The sequence below is a fragment of the Dietzia sp. WMMA184 genome, assembly GCF_002441635.1.
In the GTDB taxonomy this organism is placed as follows: Bacteria; Actinomycetota; Actinomycetes; order Mycobacteriales; family Mycobacteriaceae; genus Dietzia; species Dietzia kunjamensis.
This window is the reverse complement of sequence record NZ_NXEI01000001.1, coordinates 3,144,953-3,161,665: the sequence shown is the minus strand read 5'-3', so window position 1 is coordinate 3,161,665 and position 16,713 is coordinate 3,144,953. Positions and strand designations below refer to the sequence as shown.

Sequence of the window (16,713 nt, the reverse complement as noted above, 5' to 3'; positions counted from 1 at the left end):
GGGGTGAACCGGGCAGCGGAGCCGGATCAGTTCATCCCGATGGCCGGGTCGATGAACTGGTTGGTGGCGACGGTCCCGGGCGAGACGTCCTCGGCGATCGCGACGTCGGCGGCCACGTAGACGCCCTTGACCTTGGCCACCATGTCGGCGAGGCGCTCGTCGTCGAAGTCACCGATCGTGGCGTTGGGTCCGTTGCCCACCAGTTCGCGCTCGAGCATGGCCTCGACGGCGAAGTCGGCCAGCTCAGCGCTGTAGACCCAGCCGGTGTTGAACTGCTCGACGGCGTCCACGATCACGGCGTTGGTGCGGGCCGGGTCCTCGAAGTACTCGACCTCGGCCTGCTGCAGTACGGGCACCAGCTTCTCCAGGCACGCCGCACTGTCCTCGAGCTCGGCGCTGCGCACGGCCATCATCGACTTGTAGATCGGGTAGCCCAGGTCGTGGAGCAGCTGGTACTTCACCGGCTTGCCCCATTCGGCGACCTCGTTCTCGTAGATGAACGGCTCGGCGCTGGCGAAGCCCTGCTGGGCGACCGCACCGCCGGAGGCGACGAAGTTCGAGGGCGAACCGTCGTAGCTTCCGTCGACCTGGGCGGGGTCGAGGATGCCCTCGCCGAGGAGATAGTCCATGTAGGCGTTGCCCTCGAAGTACAGGACCCGCGTGTTCTCGTCCTTGAGGTCGCTGACGGTCTCGACGTCGGGGTAGGTCTCGGGGTCCCACATGATCATCTGCGGATTGATGTCCAGCGGTGCGAAGACGCCGATGGTGGGGTTGTTCAGCGAGTTCTGGACCGCCTGGTCGGCGTCCACGTAGCCGAGCATGATGTCGGTGTCCTGGTACATCTGCGCGGTGACCTGCTGAAAGCCGATCGCGGGGCCGCCGGCCCGGACCTCCACGTCCACACCGGTGTACTCACCGGAGGCGAACAGCGGCCCGGAGACCGACTTGGCGCCGGCGTCGATGGTCGGCTCCGGTCCGAGAAGTTCGTAGAGGTGGCCGTGCTCGGCCTCGGGGTTCCAGTCCGTCTGGACCACGACCTTCTCGGGGCAGACCTCGCTGAGGTCGACCGCGCCGATCTCGCCGGTGTACCCGGAGGAGGCCTCCGCGGACTCGGAGCCGCCGCAGGCGGTGAGCGTGACGGCGCCGAGGGCGCAGAGCGCGGCCACGGAGACGGCGGTACGGGGGGCGGTGGTGCGTCGCATGGGAACTCCTGGGTGTGGGTGACGGAACGACGAGATGGGAGCGAGTGCTGTATTGATGTGATCAATACAGAAGAGTGAACCGCTGCCGTGTTTCAGTGGTGTTGCGGGTTCGGTCGGGAGTCGTTACGGCTGGTCGCCGGGGGTTACGACTAGCGGTCGGCGTCCGGGTTGTACCAGCGCCCCACGACCTTCCGGGACAACAGACCGAAGAACAGGAACACGGCCACACCGAGCAGCGAGGCCAGGATGATCGAGGCGAACAGTTCCGGCGACTGCAGGCGGGCGCGGAAGGTGTCGATGAGGATGCCGATGCCCGGGTCGCCCTGCTTGAAGAAGAAGTCGCCGACGATCGCACCGACCACCGACAGTCCGGCGGCCACGCGCAGGCCCTCGAACAGGGCGGGCAGTGCCGCCGGGGCCTCGAGTTTGCGCAGCACCGTCAGGCGCCCGGCGTGATGGAGCGTGAACAGCCGGCGCAGGCCCGGGTCAACGGATTTGAGACCGAACAGCGTGTTGGACACGATCGGGAACAGGGCGATCAGCACGCACACGAACACCCGGGCGGTGAACCCGAAGCCGAACCAGAAGCCGATCAGCGGCACCAGCGCGAGGATCGGGATGCACTGCAGCACCACCGCGTAGGGGAACAGCGAGCGCTCGGCCCACTTCTCCTGGCTCATGACGATCGCCCACACGACACCGATCACGAACGCGATCGCCAACCCCGTCAGCGCGACGGTCGCGGTGCGGCCGAGCGCCTCGAGCATGCCCGAGATGCTGGGCCCGAACAGCCCGTCGGTGACCACCACGTGCGGCGCCGGCAGCAGGAACCGCCGCGACGGCTCGAGCACCCCGTAACTCACGAAGTACCACAGGCCCAGCACCGCGGCCAGGACCGCCAACGGGCCGCCGTAGCGGACCACGGGCCCGTCGGCCGAGAGGCGGAACCGGGGGCGGGCGGGTCCGGCGGCGGGGGCTCCCCCGGCCGGTTCGGCCACGGGGCCGGGGCCCACGTCGGCGGCGGTGACCTCGTCGTCGTCGTCGTTTTTCACGGTCGCGCGGGCGGTGATTCCGTTCATCAGTGTGCCTCTCATCAGTGCGCCTCCTCGAGTGCCTGGGATACCTCGCCGACGAGGTTCATGTAGTCCGCCGTGTAGCGGATCTCGGGGTCGCGCTCCGGCCCGAACGGCACGTCCACCGAATGGGTGATCCGCCCCGGCCGACCGGACATCACCACCACGCGCGTGGACAGGTACACCGCCTCCGCGACCGAGTGCGTGATGAACAGCCCGGCGAACCGCTTGGCCGCGAACAGCCCCAGCAGCTCGTCGCCGAGGCGCTGCCGGGTGATCTCGTCCAGCGCGCCGAACGGCTCGTCGAACAGGAACAACTCCGGGTCGAGGGTCAGCGAGCGGGCCAGCGAGACACGCATCTTCATGCCGCCCGACAGCTCCCGCGGCAGCGACTTCTCGAACCCGGCCAGGCCCACCAGTTCGATCGCCGCCGCCGCGCGGTCACGGCGTTCGGTGCGGCCGATGCCGTCGAGCTCGGCGAGCATCTCCACGTTCTGCTCGACCGTCCGCCACGGCAGCAGCGTCGCGTCCTGGAAGACGTAGCCGATGCGGTCGGTGCCGGTCTGCATGTAGCCGTCGGTGTGGGTGGCGAGCCCGGACGCGAGGCTGAGCAGCGTGGACTTGCCGCAGCCGGACGGGCCCACGACGCTGACGAACTCTCCGGCGCGGATCCGCAGGTCCACGCCGTCGAGCGCGCGGGTGCCGTTGGGGTAGGTCACTCCGACGCCGTCGAATCCGAGGATCTCGCTGCCGGGCCGGGCGGCCTGCGCCGCCCGCATGTCGGTGGGTGTGGTCATCGGGTCTCCTCGTAGGTGGGTGTCTGTGGGTGGGTGGTGGGGGCTTGGTCGTCGAGCAGCGCGACACCGGGGTCGACGACGACGAGGACCTCCCTCTCCGCCACCACGCAGCCCGCCCGCAGCACGATCCGGTCGGGTGGCGCGTCGGCGATCACGTCGTCGAGCCCGCCCGCCCGGACCAGCAGCAGGTCGGCCCGGAGGCCGGGCGAGGGGCCGGCGGGCGGCAGACCCATGACTTCGCGGGCGCCGCCCGTGACGAGCTGCCAGGCGGTGTCCATGTCGAGGTGGGCGGCCACGATCAGCAACATCGCCGTCTCGGTGGCGTCGGAGCGGCCGACCGGGTTGAACGGGTCGCGCACGTTGTCGGCGCCGGCGGCGACGGTCACGTCGGTCTCGAGCAGGGCCCGCACCGGGGGCAGGCCGCGCGGGACCGAGGTGCAGCCGGCTCGGCCCTGCAGGTACAGGTTGGTGATCGGCAGGGTCACCACCCCGACGTCCGCCCTGCTCAGCGCGCCGGCGGCGCGGGATTGGCCCGCCCCGTCGAGCGAGCCGATGCGGCAGCAGTGCCCGGCAGTGCGGATCTGCCCCGCCGGCCAGGTCGCGACGCGGTCGGTGAACACCTCGAGCATGGCGTGGTCGCCGTCGAGGAACTCGTCCACGTGCAGGTCTATGCCGGTGCCCAGCTCTTCGGCGAGGTCCACCAGTCGGTTTGTCTCGGCGACCGGGTCGGTCGAGATGTGTGGGGCCCCGCCGATGAGGTCGGCACCGGCCGCGATCGCGGCGCGGGCCCGGTCCGACGGGTCGACCTCGTTGACCATCACCGAGATCTGCAGGTCCATCACGCCGGCGAGCTCGTCGCGGACGCGGACGAGAGCGCGGACGCCGCGCAGCGGGTCGTGGTCGTCGTGCAGGTCCACGTGGCTGCGCACCGCGGTCGTCCCGTTGGCCACGAGCTTGCGCGCTGCAGCGAGGGCGCGGGCGTGGATCTCGTCCTCGTCGACCGTCGCGGCGTAGGCCCGCCACGCGTCGATCGCCGCCCCCAGGTCGCAGCCCGGCGGCCGCGTGGCGCCCCAGCTCAGGGCCTTGTCGAGGTGGGCGTGCGGCTCCGCGGGCGCGGTGAGCACCATGTAGCCGCGGGCGTCGATCACCGATTCGCCCCCGGTAGGACCACCGCGCGTCGGGGTGGTCCCCGCATCCGTCACGGCCACGACCACCCCGTCGACGATGTCCACGTCGACCACCCGGCCGCCCTGCAGCCGGGCCCCCGCGATCCGGTCCACGTGCCGCGGCGCGACTCGCTCGGCCCCGGCTCCGCGCTGTGCATCGCGCTGTGCCGCTCGTCGTGGTTCCATCGTTCCCCTCCTCTGCCGACTTGTGCGTTCCCCGCCGACCCTCCGACTCGGCCCCTCTCGGCAGCCCGGGCTTTCTGATCGGGTGCGGCACTTGTGCATCCGACCCCGGAGCGGGATAGTGACCCCGGGTATTGATCGGATCAATAATGATGAGTGTGGTGGCCCCGTGTTTCGGCGGCATTACCCCGCTGTTCCGGCGCGGTTCCGGTGTCCGCCGATTCCGCGCCAACGCGACTACCTGCACGAACTACCGACCCCGGCAGACCGCGTCCCACCAGATCCCGCCCCGCCAGACCCCGACCCGCCCCAACCCGCCCCGACCCGCCCCGACCCGACCGCAAGGGAGGCCCCATGACCACCGCACGAGGCGACTCGCTGGACCGTCTCGGCGCGCGCATCCGGCACCACCGCCGCCAACTCGGACTGACGCTCGTCGAGGTGGCCGACCAGGCCGGGATCTCGCAGCCCTTCCTCAGTCAGATCGAGCGCGGTAAGGCGGCGCCCAGCATGTCCACGCTCGAGGGTCTCGCCCACGCCCTCGGCACCACCCAGGCCCACCTCCTCGACGCGGTCACCGCCGGCGGGGCCTCCGACACCGGCGGACCCGGAGACTCCGGCCGGGACCCGGCCCATTCCGACCGGGTCGACGTCCAGCGCTCCACCGAGGGCGCCACCCTGACCCGTGCGGAGGGCACGGTCGGCGGTCACACCCGACTCCTGCCCGGAGGCCCGGGGGGCACGCAGTTCCTCGAGTTCGTGGAGACCAACCACGTCCCGGGCCGGTTCTTCGAACACCCCGGCCAGGAATGGCTCTACATCACCCGGGGCACCGTCCTGCTCGAGGTCGGCGATTCGCTCACCCGACTCGAGGCGGGCGACGTCGCGAGGTACAACGGCACCCTCCCCCACCGGTGGTACGTCCCCGACGGCGGCGAGGCGTGCCTCATCGTCGCCCGACCGGGTTGACCGCGACCGGGTTGACCGCGACCGGGCCGCCCGACCTGCGCCTGACCAGTACGACCACCACGACCACCCACCTCACTGCCCTGGGACATCCCCGCCCCGGCGCCCTCCCTCGCGCGCCGACCTGGGGCGCCCTGCGGGGGCCGAGCAGGGCACCCCAGGTCAGAGCACCCAAGACCGTGCACCGCCCACGGCGCCACACCCTTCACCGAACCAGAAGCCGGACCCGGACCCGGACCCCCCCGAGACCGCCCGCACCACGCATGCCCTCTACCTGCGGTGCCCTGCGGAGGGTGCGCAGGGCACCCCAGGTCAGCGGGCGCCGCGGTGATCAGCGACGACGACGAGGCCGGGCATCTCCCCGTAATGAGATGACACTCGCTCGCGTGTTCGATCCAGTCTCCCTGCCCACGATGTCAGACCTAGAACATACGGTCGAACCATGACGAGCACCTCCAAGTCCGACGCCCATGATTCCGCCTCCCATGCGGCGATCGTCCCCGATGCCCCCGACCCGTTCGTGCCGCCTAAGGGGTTCACCACAGCGACCGGTCCCGCCGTCGACGTGATCGTCCCGGAGGCCTACGCCCGGTGGGATCCACATCAACAGCGCGGATATCTCGCCCAACGCCTGATCAACGCGGCCGAGGGACGCACCGTCGCCTTCGCCTACGATTGCGTCCGGGTCGCGGGGCAGCGCGACCGCCACCGGGACCCGTGGGAGACCGCCGCCTCGATCGTCAGCGCCTCGATGGCGTTGTCCCGGCACGGCGCCTCGCGTCTGGTCACCACCGCGGTCGAGTTGACCGAGCGGCTCCCCCGTACCGCGGCCCTGCTCGCGACCGGATGGATCGGCATCCTCGCCGCCCACACGATCGCCGAGGAGACCGCGATGGTCTCCGATGAGCTCATGCCCGAACTCGACAGGCGGATCAGTGAGGCACTGGCTCCCACCAGGCGCCGCACACACCCGCCGAGACTCGGCCCGCTACGAAAGATGCTCACCAAGACCGTCTCGGCGTGCGACCCGGTCGGGGCCGACGCCAGGGCGAGGGAGGCGCGGCGGGACCAGGACGTCGAGATGGTGCCGCTGGCCGACGACAGGGCCCTCATCACAGCGCACCTCACCGCGGAGACCGCCGTGGAGATCGCCGACCGTATCGAGGCCCTCGCGCGCACCGCCTCCGAGGACGACCCGCGTTCTCTCGGTGAGTTGCGTGCCGCGGGCCTACTGGCGCTGAGTCGCGGGTGGGCCTGCCTGCCCGACGTCGACGGCGAACACCCCGGTGACCCGGACGGACAGGCGGCCGCTCGGCGGGTGACCATCTACGCCTACGACGACGGCAGTCCGGACAACCGTGGCCTCACGCTGGCCGGCTACGGGCCGATCACCGGTCACACCGCCGACCAGCTGGAGCGCAGCGCTCGTCGCCGGATCGACTCACTGGCAGATCTCGCGGACCCCGACTGCTACGCGGCCCGGCGGTACACGCCCTCCGAGGCGTTGGCACGCTTCTGCAAGGGCCGCGACGGCACCTGTGTCTTCCCCGGGTGCCAGACGCCGGCCGAGAAGACCGACCTCGACCACATCATCCCGTTCGACCATGACAACCCGGAGTGCGGCGGGCACACCACGTCCGATGATCTCGGCTCCCTCTGCCGCTTCCACCACCGACTCAAGACCGAGGGAATCTGGGCTTACTACCGGGACATCGACGGAACCTACGTCTGGCTCCACGGCCCCAATCACCCGGAGGCGGATCCGGGAACGCGCATCACGACGGCCCCCGGTGGACCGCTGGCCGCGCTCGCCCCGCCGCGGCATCCGGAGTCCAGCCGACGGCAGCAGGACGCGGCCGAAGCCGGCAGGACCGGCAGCGGCTCACCGGCGTCGAGGAGGCGCCCCCACCTGCGTCACCGCCGCGCGGCGGAGCGCAGCAGACTGCGGGCCCAGGCGCACCATCGTCAACAGGAACCCCGGTCAGGGCGCCCGCCGCGCTCGGCTCCCCCGCAGGATGACCGGCCCCAGCAGGACCAGCCGCGGTCCTCGGCGTTCGATGATGAGCCGCCGTTCTGATGGCGGGGCCGTCAGTAGCGGGGTCTCGTCGGGTACCAGCCGTCGTCGGGGCGGTGCGGGCCGATCGACCGGACCTCGCGAAACTCGAAGCCCGCGAAGTCGTCCGCGAGGCGGTCCCAGTTCTCGCGAGTGATCGCGGTGGTGACCGCCCCCGCGATGCGACCAACACCTCCGTAGATGCCGGACAGCTGGTTTCCGGTGACGCCCATGGACGTGCGCGCGCCGGTCGAGAAGTGGTGCAGCCTGGTCACCCAGGGCGCGGAGCCCGGTCGGCGTTCGGTGAACTCGAAACCCGGTCCGAGGTAGGGGTTGCGTCCTGCCGGGTGGCCGGCGGCGAAGTCGTGCACGTCGGCCCACAGGGCGATGTCGTCGACGAACTCCGCGAGCTCCGGGCGCAGTCGCAGGTCGACCTCGTACCCGGTCGCGGCGATCACCACATCGGCGTGGAACCGGCCGGCGGGGGTGACGATGGCGAGCTCGGTCCCGCCCGCGCCGTCGTCGACCACCGCGACCGAGTCCCAGGCACAGCCTGTGCGCAGTGCGAAGTCGGGATGGGCGAAGCACCGCCACACCGTGTGCTGGGTCGGCGGCTGCGGCAAGCCCCCGCTGAACAGGGTGAAGTCCCACTTCGCGCGATCGTCGAGGTCGTAGAAGCGTTCCTGCATGCCGGGGAACTCCATCCACCGCAGCGGGTTGGAGTCCGGGACGGTGTCCCGCCGCATGAACACCTCCGCTCGCGCGGCGCCGTGGTCGAGCGCGGTGGCGGCGTTGTCGAACCCGGAGGCTCCGCCGCCCAGGACGGCGACCCGCCGGCCGCGCAGGGCCTCGAAGTCGATCGGGTCCTCGGTGTGGAACCAGCGCTCGCGCGGCAGCGCACGGACCATCTCCGGCACCCGCTGTCCGCCGCCGCCGCTGAGGCCGAGGGCGAACACGATCCGCCGGGCGGTCACGGTCTGGGTGGCACCGCCGGCGGCGGCCACCTCCACGACGAACGGGCCATCCGCCGTGGCGGGGCGGTGCACGGCGGTCACCTGCGTCTCGTGGCGGACCTCGATCCCCGCTGCCTCGCGATACCAGCGCAGGTAGTCGTTCCAGTCCAGGCGCGGAACGAGGTCGATCTCCTGCCACGCCTGCTCGCCGTAGACCGCCTCGAACCAGCGGCGCACGTGCAGCGACGGGACGTCGAACTCGATGCCGCGCATGTGTTTGGGGCTGCGCAGGGTGTGCATGCGTGCGTAGCGGTCCCAGCAACCCACCCGGTCGGCGGGCCCGTCATCCACCACCAGGACCCGGTCGATCCGTTGACGTCCGAGGGCGAAGGCGGCGCCGAGTCCGGCCTGACCGCCTCCGATGACGAGCACATCGAGTTGCGCGCATCCGGGTTCGCGCGGGATCCAGTCGCGAGCATGGCTCGTGGTGGCGATGTCCTCGCGGACGCGCGCGGTCAGCGCGGCCAGCCTGGCGTCGGCGTCTGCGAGACGACGGGGGCTGCGGCCCGCGGTGGCCGGGCTGGTGTCGCCCGGAGTGGGCAGCGTGGGCGCGTCGGGCATCACGGAGGTCATGGACGTCTCCTGCGGCATCGGGACCCGGGTCCTGTGCCCGGGCGGACACCGCGCCGCTGCCTGACTGATGACTCGGCCGCCGGGGCGTCGGTCGCCCGGCGGCCGGGTCGGCTGGGCCGACCGCACCGCCGCGGTGTCGCCTCCGAGTCTGACATCAGCGCTTTTCCGCCGTGTTACGCCGACGTGAGGGCGATGTGGCGCGCCGGCCGATCCGCGTCGCCGGCGGCGACGTCCCGCGTGAAGCTCGCCAGCGCCGCGCACAGTGGGCCTGGTGCGGACAGCTGCGGGACGTGGCCCGTGTGGAGCGTGACCACCCGGGCACCAGGGGTGAGCTGCTGCATGCGTCGCTGCGCGATGATCGGCACGGTGCGATCCCCGGTGGCTTCGACGTACAACCGCGGCAGGGCGCCGAAGCGCGCAGGGGTCCAGGCGGCGGAGATCAGCCGGGCGCTCTCCCGCTGCGGACGCAACCGTCGCGCGGCAGCGATCGCCTCCCCCTCCAGGGCATCGTGGAAGAACACCGCCGCCGCGGCCTCGGGCGGGACCGAGGTCTCGCGACCATCGGCGCTCGACTCGAGCCACCGGGAGATCCCCACATCCGTGGGCAGGCCGATCCCGGCGCAGAGCTGCGCGAAGTCCACCCCCGAAGGCAGCATCATCCCGGCGACGAAGGCGACCCCGGCGACCCGGTCCGGAATCAGTTCGGCGACCCGGGTCACCACGACCCCGCCGCCGGAGTGCCCCACGAGAACGGCGGGTCGTTCGAGAAGCCGCACGAGTGCCGAGACATGGTCGGCCAGGGTGTCGAGGTCGACCACCTCGTCGTCGTCGCCGCCAACGCCCGGTAGGTCGACCACATGGGGGCGGAGGCCGGCCGCACGGAGCGGACCGGTGACGGTGTCCCACACCCAGCCGCCGGCCCACGCGCCGTGGACCAACACCACGTCCGTCACGGTGTCGACCTCCATTACCGGGCCGACGCCGCCAGGACCCGGGCCGCCTCGCGAACCGCCGCGGTATTGGCCTTGCCGTGCCGGGACCCGGCGAGCTTGGCTGCGATGTGTTCGCGGACGGTGACGGGCTCGTAGGCGTCGCCGTCGGTGCCCACGAACTCGGGCAGGGTGGCCACCACGGCGTCGACGTTGCCGTCGTGAAAGAACGCGGCAGAGCGGCGGCGGACGATGCGGCCGTCGACGATCGGTGGCGCCACGCGGTGCAGGGTCGACATCCACCGGTCGTTGGTCAGCCGCGCGGTGAGGTCGCCGAGGTTGACCAGCAGGCCGTCCTCCACGGGCTGGACGTCGTGCCAGCCTCCGTCGGTGCCGAGGACCTGGAGACCGGCAACCCGGTCGGCCCACAGGACCGTGACCAGACCGAAGTCGGTGTGCTCGCCCATTCCCTTGAGTTCGCCGTCGAGCGAGACGGGCCCCTCGTCGAGGGCGTAGTTGACCATGCGGAGAACGTCGATCGAGTGGTCGGTGAGCTGCTCGAAATACCCCGCGGGCTGGCCGAGGGCGTCGGCGAAGACGCGGGTGAGCGTGCGCGCGACACGGGAGGCCTCGGCGAAGTAGGCATCGACCCGCTCGCGGAAACCGGGCCGCCGGCCACCGGGGAGATCGGGCCACACGTTGATCCCGTAGTCGTCCTCCGACAGGTCCAGGCCGACGAACGAGCGTGCCTCGACCCCGACGTTGAACGCCTCGAAGAAGTCGTTCATCCGTCCGGCGGACTCCACCCCGAGGCTCAGACTGAGCGACTCGCTCCTGGGCGGGCTGTACCCGCGGTTCGCACCGTCCACGCGGTAGGCCTTCTTGGCCTCGAGGGGCAGGGCGAAGAAGTCATCGATCGCGCCCGCCAGACCGTCGATCACCGCGGGGGCCACACCGTGGCCGACGATCTGCATGAACCCGACGGTCGAGCAGGCCTCGTCGATCTCGCGGGCGACCCGCGCGCGGTCGTCGGAGGACCCGCCGACGACGTAGGGAGACAGGTCCACCGTGGGGACGTGGAAACCGGGGTGATCAGTGGTCATGAGCTTCTCCTGTGGCGGAGTGGCCGGCCGAGGTGACGGGGGCCGGAGTGCCGGGCCACGGCGCCCACCACGCGGGGTGGGGGCCGGTGCACGACCATGTCTACCGAGGGCGGGTTCCGTCGCCGTCACCCGCGTGTGACCACCGCATTAACGGTCAGCTCCGCGGGAGCCGGGCGGCCATCGCCTCGAGCGCGTCCGCCGTGAGCCGCCCGTGCACCCGGAGTCGCGCGATGCCGCCGTCGGGGAAGACGTCGATGCGGACGAACCGGACGGGGTCGGGGTCTGTGCCGGGAGTGCCGGGGCCGGCGGGGGCCCCGACGAGGAACCGGTGGCGGCAATCGGGCTGCAGCGGGGTGCGGGGCACCAACTCGACCCAGGTCTCGGGGCGGTCGAGGTCCTCGGCCCTGCGGATGCCGTGCAGGGACGCCGATCCGGGGGCGTTGCCGACGTAATAGGAGGTGTCGATCTCCACGTGATCGACCGTGCCCGGGCCGGCCAGGGCGATGGTGACGTGGTCGTTGCCGTCGTCGCGGCGGCGGGCGTTCTCCCAACCCTCGCCCATGTGGCGGGAGCGGCCGGGGGCGATGATGTTGGCCGGTGACGAGTAGAACAGGTCGGAGCAGTCGACGATCCGCCCGCCGTTCTCCGCCGCCGCCAGGTCGACTGTGCCCGCCAGGAACCGGGGGTCCGGCGCGGGTTCGCCGTGCACCCGCAGCCTGGCGATGCCCCCGTCGGGGATCATCCGCAGCCGCACGTGGGTCACGGGCGTCTCGTCGGCCACCGCGTAGGCGTTGCGGGTGTCGCCCTGCGCGGGGGACGGCGGGACCAGCGGCCGCCACGATGCCGCGGCGAGCTGCTCGGCGTCCGGGTAGCCCTCGACCCACGCACCGTCGAGGGCGACCTGCGGCGGGTAGTTGCCGCGGAAGAAGGCGGTGTCCACCACGACGCCGCGGACCACGCCCGGCACCCCGAGCCGGATGATCGCCGCGTCCTCGCCCGGCGTTCGACGGCGGCGGCTCTCCCAACCGTCGTAGACCTTGCCCTTGTGCCCGAACAGGGTCGGGTCGAAGACCGGCTCGCCGGGCAGGAGCAGATTCTCCTTCTCGGCGAAGAACTCGTCGTCGGCGTGGACGACCGCGCCCGCGAGGGTGCGGGAGGCCAGATCCGGCAGTGTGAGGAAGTCAGGCGTGGTGGACGGGGTCGCGGTCATGCGGGGGTCTCCATTCTGGACGAGGCCAGGGAAGGGATGGGGCGGAGCACCGGGTGGCCCGCAGCCGGGCGGTCCAGGTCCACGCGGTGGCCGGCGAGGTAGACCTCGCGCACGACGCCGGCCAGGGCCCGTTCGGCGTAGGCGGTCACGGGGTTCTTGTGCTCCAGCCGCTCGGGCAGGACCACGAAGGCGTCGTCGGGGGCCAGGACCACCAGGTCCGCGCGGGCGCCGGGACGGATAGCCCCCCGGTCGGGAAGGCCGACGAACGCGGCGGGCCCGGAGGCCATCCACCGCACCACGTCGGGCAGCCCCATCCCCCGGCGCCGGGCCTCGGACCACATTATCGGCAGGCCCAGTTGGACGGAGGCGATCCCGCCCCACGCCTCACCGAAGTCGCCGGTGTCGAACCGCTTGAGCTCGGGCACGCACGGGGAGTGGTCGGAGACCACCAGATCGATGGTCCCGTCGCGCAGCCCCTCCCACAGTCCCTCGCGGTTGCCGGCCTCCCGGATCGGCGGGCAACACTTGTAGTGGGTGGCACCGGGTTGGATCTCCTCGGCGAAGAGCGACAGGTAGTGCGGGCACGTCTCCACGGTGATCGGCAACCCCTCGGCCTTGGCGGCGCGGATCAGCGGCAGTGCGTCGGCGGCGGACAGGTGCAGGATGTGCGCGCGGCACCCGGTGCGCCGGACGCCGTCGATCACCTGCGCCACCGCGCGGACCTCCGCCGTCACGGGCCGCGAGTCGAGGAACCCGGCGTATGCCGGCCCGGACGGCGCGGGCTGCGCGTCGATGGTCCCGGCGTCCTCGGCGTGGACGATCAACAGGCCGTCGAACGACGCGATCTCCGCCATGGCCGCGAGCATCTGCGCCGGGTCCAGCGGCGGGAACTCGTCGATCCCGGAGTGCAGCAGGAAGCACTTGAACCCGAACACGCCGCGGTCCCACAGTTCACGCAGCCGGCCGAGGTTCTCCGGCACCGCGCCGCCCCAGAAGCCGGTGTCGACGTGCAGTTTGCCCACCGTGCTGCCGAGTTTGGCGTCGAGCGCGGCGGGGCCGGTGGTGACGGGGCTGGAGTTGAGGGGCATGTCGATCAGGGTCGTCACGCCGCCGCGGGCCGCGGCGCGGGTGGCGCTGGCGAAGCCCTCCCAGTCGGTGCGTCCGGGTTCGTTGACGTGCACGTGGGTGTCGACCAGGCCGGGCAGCAGGACCACGTCGCGGGCCAGGGTCACCGTGTGGGCGCCGGTGGGTGCCCGGTCGAGTGCGCCCGGGGCCACGTCGACGGTGGTGATGGTGCCGTCGGCGACGACGACGAGGGCCTCCCGCTCGGCACCTTCGACGATCGCCCGGTGGGCCCGGATCACCAGGTCGGGGTGGGTCATCTGCTCTCCTCATGGTCGGTTCCCGGGCGTGTCAGCGCGGCCAGGTCGGCGCGATCGACGCCGGCGCGGGTGGTGATCTCGTCCGCGGTGACGGCCCCGCAGTCCAGTGCGCGGACGCAGAAGTCGGCCAGGGCGCGGGCGGTGGCGGGTTCGTCGAGGTATCCGGCGTCCGGGCCCGTGCCGAGGTAGGCGGCGATCCTCGCGCACGCGGCCGGCACCGAACGCCGGTAGAAGGCGTAGGTGGCCACGTACCGGGACACCAGCTGCGCGGGATGCAGGTCCCAGCCCTGATAGAAGCCGCGGCGCAGTGACCGGTCGATCAGCCGCGCGTGCAGACGCCACCCCGCGCGCACCGCCTCCGCGTCGCCGACGGGCAGCCGGTTGGTGGAGCCGTCGGACAGCGCCACCCCGGTGCCGGCGGCCGCGACCTGCATGACGGCTTTGGCGTGGTCGGCGGCCGGGTGGTCCATGGCCTGGTACTCGGCGGCGATCCCGCAGGCGGCCGAGTAGTCGTAGGTGCCGTAGTGCACACCGATGCAGCGCCCGTCGGCGGCGTGGATCAGCCGGGCGACCAGTGCCGAACCGTCGGGGGCGCAGATCGACTGCGGGGTCTCGATCTGGATCTCGAACCGCAAGGCGCGCTCCGGCAGGCTGCACGCCGCTTCGAGGTCGCGGCAGATCCCGACCATCGCGCGCACCTGGTCGACGGACGTCACCTTGGGCAGGGTGGGCCGGAACCCCGCCAACAGCGCGTCGCGATCCGGTGCGGCGGCCAGCCCGGCGACCACGCGGGTGAACGTGAGGACACCCCGGCGGCGGGTGGCCGGGTCGAGGGACCCGAACCGCACGCCCCAGAACGGCGGCGACGACGACCGCCCTGACCAGCGGGTGATCACCTCGGCCAGCACCCGGTCCACGTGCCCGTCCTCGTCGCGGTCCCGCCTCCCGGGGGGCACATCCCGCTGGGTGAAGCCGTCCTCGAAGTCGATGCGCAGGTCCTCGACCGGCTCGACCTCGAGCTTTGCCCGGACCAACGCGTGAATCGCGGGGGCGTCCGCCGGGGCCACCAGATCGCCGCCGCCGGAATCACCGCTGACCTGGGCTGCCCTGAACACCCTCTGCAGGGCAGCGGGGTCCGGCAGGTGTTCGTCGAACGCGGCGAGAGCGACCGCGCCCACTTCGCTGACAATCCCGGCGTGCACGCGATCCGCGGGCAGGTACAGGGTGTGGACGGGTTGGCGACCGGTGGGCGGCCCGGGGAACAGCTCGGCTTGCTCGGCGTCGTGGGCCGCGAGGCGGGCGTCGACGCCGGCGAGGACGACGTCCGTGTCCGGGCCGACGACCGGGTCCGGTGTGGGGAGTGGGTTCACGCGTACTCCTGGGAACGAGGGGGTGGGCGCGACCCGCCCGCTACACCTGTCTATCGACGCACGGTTCCGCCATGGTCACCCACGCGTGTCCCCCGTGTTACGCCGCGAATGGATGCGCCCGACGGCGCTCACCGGTGGATCGCGGCATCCATCCCCACCAGCGGTGCCCCGGTCCCGCCCCGGCGATGGGCGACGAGCTCGGCCGCGATCGACAGCGCGGTCTCCGCGGCAGTTCGCGCGCCCAGGTCCAGCCCGATCGGCGAGTGCACGCGCTGCAGCCCCGCCTCGGGGACCCCCTCCGCGCGCAGATCCGTCATCCGCTGGGTGTGGGTGCGTCGGCTGCCCATCGCGCCGATGTACCCGGCGCGGGTCCGCAGCGCCTCGACCAGCAGCGGGATGTCGAACCTGGGATCGTGGGTGAGGACGCAGATCGCGGTGGAGGCGTCGACGCGGGTCCCGGCGAGGTACTGGTGCGGCCACCGCCGCACCACCTCGGCGGCCGCCGGGAAGCGCTCGGCGGCCGCGAACACCGGTCGGGCATCGCACACCGTCACCCGGTACCCGAGCTGCGCACCCATCGGTACGAGGGCCTCGGCGAACGCGGTCGCGCCGAACACCAGCAACCGCGGCGGGTCGAGCCGGTGCAGGAAGACGCGGGCCGGCAGGGCGGCGCCGTCTGCAGCGCTGTCGGCGGCAGGGTCGGCGGCAGGGGCGGCGAAGACGACGCCGGTTCCGCGCCCCTCGGCGATCGCCGCGGCCACCGGCCCGCCGGCCCAGGGCGGGGCCTCGTCGTCGTCGACCCCTGTGCCGCCGTCTCCCCCCGCCACCATCCACTGCCCGGCGCACGGGCCGTCAAGGACGGTGGCCGCGACCACGGCGTGGCCCTCGCGCGCGGCGGCGAGCAGTCGGTCAACGGGGTGCGCGAGGCCCGGCGGTGGCGCGGGGGCGAGGGGTTCGACGAACACCTCGAGCGATCCGCCGCAGGTCGGGCCCACGTCGAGGAGTCGGTCGGGGAGTTCGTCGCCGTCGGGGCCGAAGCGCGCGAGGGCGGGGCCGCCGTCGACGATGACCTGCTCGCACAGCGTGTACACCGCCGCGTCCACGCAGCCGCCGGAGACGCCACCGACCACCTCGCCGGTCGCGGAGACCGCCATCGCGGTGCCCGGGGCCAGCGGCGCCGACCCGCCCGTCGCGACGACCCGGGCCAGCGCAGACGCGACGCCGGCAGCGCGCCAGCGGGCCAGGGTCTCGGCGACGGGGATGTCCATGCGCTCAGGATGGCGAGGTCACATTGCCGAGGTGTTACCGCCGGGCTTCAGTCGTGGCGCGCGCCCATGAGGTGCAGGATCCGGTGCACGGTGTCGTCGACGAGCGTGTAGCGCACGATGCGGCCGTCGGCGTCGTCGCGGGTCGCGCTGACCCAGCCCTCGTCGCGCAGGATCCGCAGCGCCTGGGACGCCGCGTTGCGGGTGATGCCCACGGATTCCGCCAGGTCGGAGACCGTCGCGACACCCGGCCCGGCGTGGTGCATGTGCGCCAAGAGACCGAGGCGGGTGGGGTCGGCGAGCAGGTCGAAGCGCGCGGCCCAGTCGTTCACGTCCATCGGTTCACGTCCATCGGTTCCTCCGTAACAGCCGCGACACATTCCGCCTCTACGCTCGAGCGCACTAGGTGTCCGACCGGACACGTATCT

Annotated in this window: 14 protein-coding genes; 2 read left to right on the top strand and 12 right to left on the bottom strand. The window is 72.2% G+C overall.

All coding sequences use genetic code 11. The features are described from left to right. Positions 1-26 precede the first annotated feature (26 nt). From CK206_RS14535 to CK206_RS14520, 4 genes are all read right to left on the bottom strand, one after another. Positions 27-1,202, bottom strand: coding sequence for a nitrate ABC transporter substrate-binding protein (locus tag CK206_RS14535; RefSeq protein WP_096906813.1), 1,176 nt, complete (start codon positions 1,200-1,202; stop codon positions 27-29). Between the two features lie 149 nt (positions 1,203-1,351). Then, complete coding sequence (locus CK206_RS14530; RefSeq protein WP_096906812.1) at positions 1,352-2,281, bottom strand: ABC transporter permease; 930 nt, start codon at positions 2,279-2,281, stop codon at positions 1,352-1,354. 14 nt (positions 2,282-2,295) lie between these two features. Next, positions 2,296-3,072, bottom strand: a complete 777-nt coding sequence (locus CK206_RS14525) for an ABC transporter ATP-binding protein (protein ID WP_096906811.1) — start codon at positions 3,070-3,072, stop codon at positions 2,296-2,298. Then, positions 3,069-4,424 carry an amidohydrolase family protein gene (locus CK206_RS14520; RefSeq protein ID WP_216824138.1) on the bottom strand — a complete coding sequence of 452 codons (1,356 nt, stop codon included), beginning with the start codon at positions 4,422-4,424 and terminating at the stop codon, positions 3,069-3,071. The genes CK206_RS14525 and CK206_RS14520 overlap by 4 nt, the downstream gene beginning before the upstream one ends. A 351-nt stretch (positions 4,425-4,775) precedes the next feature. On the opposite strand from CK206_RS14520, the gene CK206_RS14515 reads away from it, so the two are divergent. Continuing rightward, positions 4,776-5,390, top strand: a complete 615-nt coding sequence (locus CK206_RS14515; protein ID WP_067713561.1) for a helix-turn-helix domain-containing protein — start codon at positions 4,776-4,778, stop codon at positions 5,388-5,390. 439 nt (positions 5,391-5,829) lie between these two features. Further along, positions 5,830-7,464, top strand: a complete 1,635-nt coding sequence (locus CK206_RS14510; protein ID WP_254050605.1) for an HNH endonuclease signature motif containing protein — start codon at positions 5,830-5,832, stop codon at positions 7,462-7,464. An 11-nt stretch (positions 7,465-7,475) separates the two neighbouring features. Here the strand turns inward: CK206_RS14510 and CK206_RS14505 are convergent, their stop codons facing one another. The 8 genes from CK206_RS14505 to CK206_RS14470 form a co-directional block, all read right to left on the bottom strand. After that, the gene (locus CK206_RS14505; protein ID WP_096907485.1) at positions 7,476-9,026 is read right to left on the bottom strand and encodes a SidA/IucD/PvdA family monooxygenase; all 1,551 of its coding nucleotides are present in this window, start codon (positions 9,024-9,026) and stop codon (positions 7,476-7,478) included. Positions 9,027-9,199: 173 nt separating this feature from the next. After that, complete coding sequence (locus CK206_RS14500) at positions 9,200-9,994, bottom strand: alpha/beta fold hydrolase (RefSeq protein ID WP_061228881.1); 795 nt, start codon at positions 9,992-9,994, stop codon at positions 9,200-9,202. Then, on the bottom strand, positions 9,994-11,058 hold the full coding sequence (locus tag CK206_RS14495) for an isopenicillin N synthase family oxygenase (RefSeq protein WP_096906810.1): 1,065 nt from the start codon (positions 11,056-11,058) through the stop codon (positions 9,994-9,996). The genes CK206_RS14500 and CK206_RS14495 overlap by 1 nt, the downstream gene beginning before the upstream one ends. 154 nt (positions 11,059-11,212) lie before the next feature. Next, positions 11,213-12,268 carry an allantoicase gene (alc, locus tag CK206_RS14490; RefSeq protein ID WP_096906809.1) on the bottom strand — a complete coding sequence of 352 codons (1,056 nt, stop codon included), beginning with the start codon at positions 12,266-12,268 and terminating at the stop codon, positions 11,213-11,215. Continuing rightward, positions 12,265-13,650, bottom strand: a complete 1,386-nt coding sequence (allB, locus tag CK206_RS14485; protein WP_096906808.1) for an allantoinase AllB — start codon at positions 13,648-13,650, stop codon at positions 12,265-12,267. The genes alc and allB overlap by 4 nt, the downstream gene beginning before the upstream one ends. Further along, positions 13,647-15,020 (bottom strand): aldolase, encoded by a 1,374-nt coding sequence (locus tag CK206_RS14480; RefSeq protein WP_096906807.1) that lies wholly within the window; start codon positions 15,018-15,020, stop codon positions 13,647-13,649. Before CK206_RS14480 ends, allB begins: the two co-directional genes overlap by 4 nt. A 128-nt stretch (positions 15,021-15,148) precedes the next feature. Beyond that, positions 15,149-16,288 (bottom strand): XdhC family protein, encoded by a 1,140-nt coding sequence (locus tag CK206_RS14475; RefSeq protein ID WP_096906806.1) that lies wholly within the window; start codon positions 16,286-16,288, stop codon positions 15,149-15,151. A gap of 47 nt (positions 16,289-16,335) precedes the next feature. Next, entirely contained in the window at positions 16,336-16,623 is a 288-nt protein-coding gene (locus tag CK206_RS14470; protein ID WP_096906805.1) for a helix-turn-helix transcriptional regulator, read from the bottom strand. Positions 16,624-16,713 lie beyond the last annotated feature (90 nt).

Excerpts from the sequence above, each read along its gene's own strand:
- CK206_RS14535 (WP_096906813.1), bottom strand. The coding sequence starts at position 1,202 with ATGCGACGCACCACCGCCCCCCGTACCGCCGTCTCCGTGGCCGCGCTC.
- CK206_RS14530 (WP_096906812.1), bottom strand. The coding sequence starts at position 2,281 with ATGAACGGAATCACCGCCCGCGCGACCGTGAAAAACGACGACGACGAC.
- CK206_RS14525 (WP_096906811.1), bottom strand. The coding sequence starts at position 3,072 with ATGACCACACCCACCGACATGCGGGCGGCGCAGGCCGCCCGGCCCGGC.
- CK206_RS14520 (WP_216824138.1), bottom strand. The coding sequence starts at position 4,424 with ATGGAACCACGACGAGCGGCACAGCGCGATGCACAGCGCGGAGCCGGG.
- CK206_RS14515 (WP_067713561.1), top strand. The coding sequence starts at position 4,776 with ATGACCACCGCACGAGGCGACTCGCTGGACCGTCTCGGCGCGCGCATC.
- CK206_RS14510 (WP_254050605.1), top strand. The coding sequence starts at position 5,830 with ATGACGAGCACCTCCAAGTCCGACGCCCATGATTCCGCCTCCCATGCG.
- CK206_RS14505 (WP_096907485.1), bottom strand. The coding sequence starts at position 9,026 with ATGACCTCCGTGATGCCCGACGCGCCCACGCTGCCCACTCCGGGCGAC.
- CK206_RS14500 (WP_061228881.1), bottom strand. The coding sequence starts at position 9,994 with ATGGAGGTCGACACCGTGACGGACGTGGTGTTGGTCCACGGCGCGTGG.
- CK206_RS14495 (WP_096906810.1), bottom strand. The coding sequence starts at position 11,058 with ATGACCACTGATCACCCCGGTTTCCACGTCCCCACGGTGGACCTGTCT.
- alc (WP_096906809.1), bottom strand. The coding sequence starts at position 12,268 with ATGACCGCGACCCCGTCCACCACGCCTGACTTCCTCACACTGCCGGAT.
- allB (WP_096906808.1), bottom strand. The coding sequence starts at position 13,650 with ATGACCCACCCCGACCTGGTGATCCGGGCCCACCGGGCGATCGTCGAA.
- CK206_RS14475 (WP_096906806.1), bottom strand. The coding sequence starts at position 16,288 with ATGGACATCCCCGTCGCCGAGACCCTGGCCCGCTGGCGCGCTGCCGGC.
- CK206_RS14470 (WP_096906805.1), bottom strand. The coding sequence starts at position 16,623 with ATGGACGTGAACGACTGGGCCGCGCGCTTCGACCTGCTCGCCGACCCC.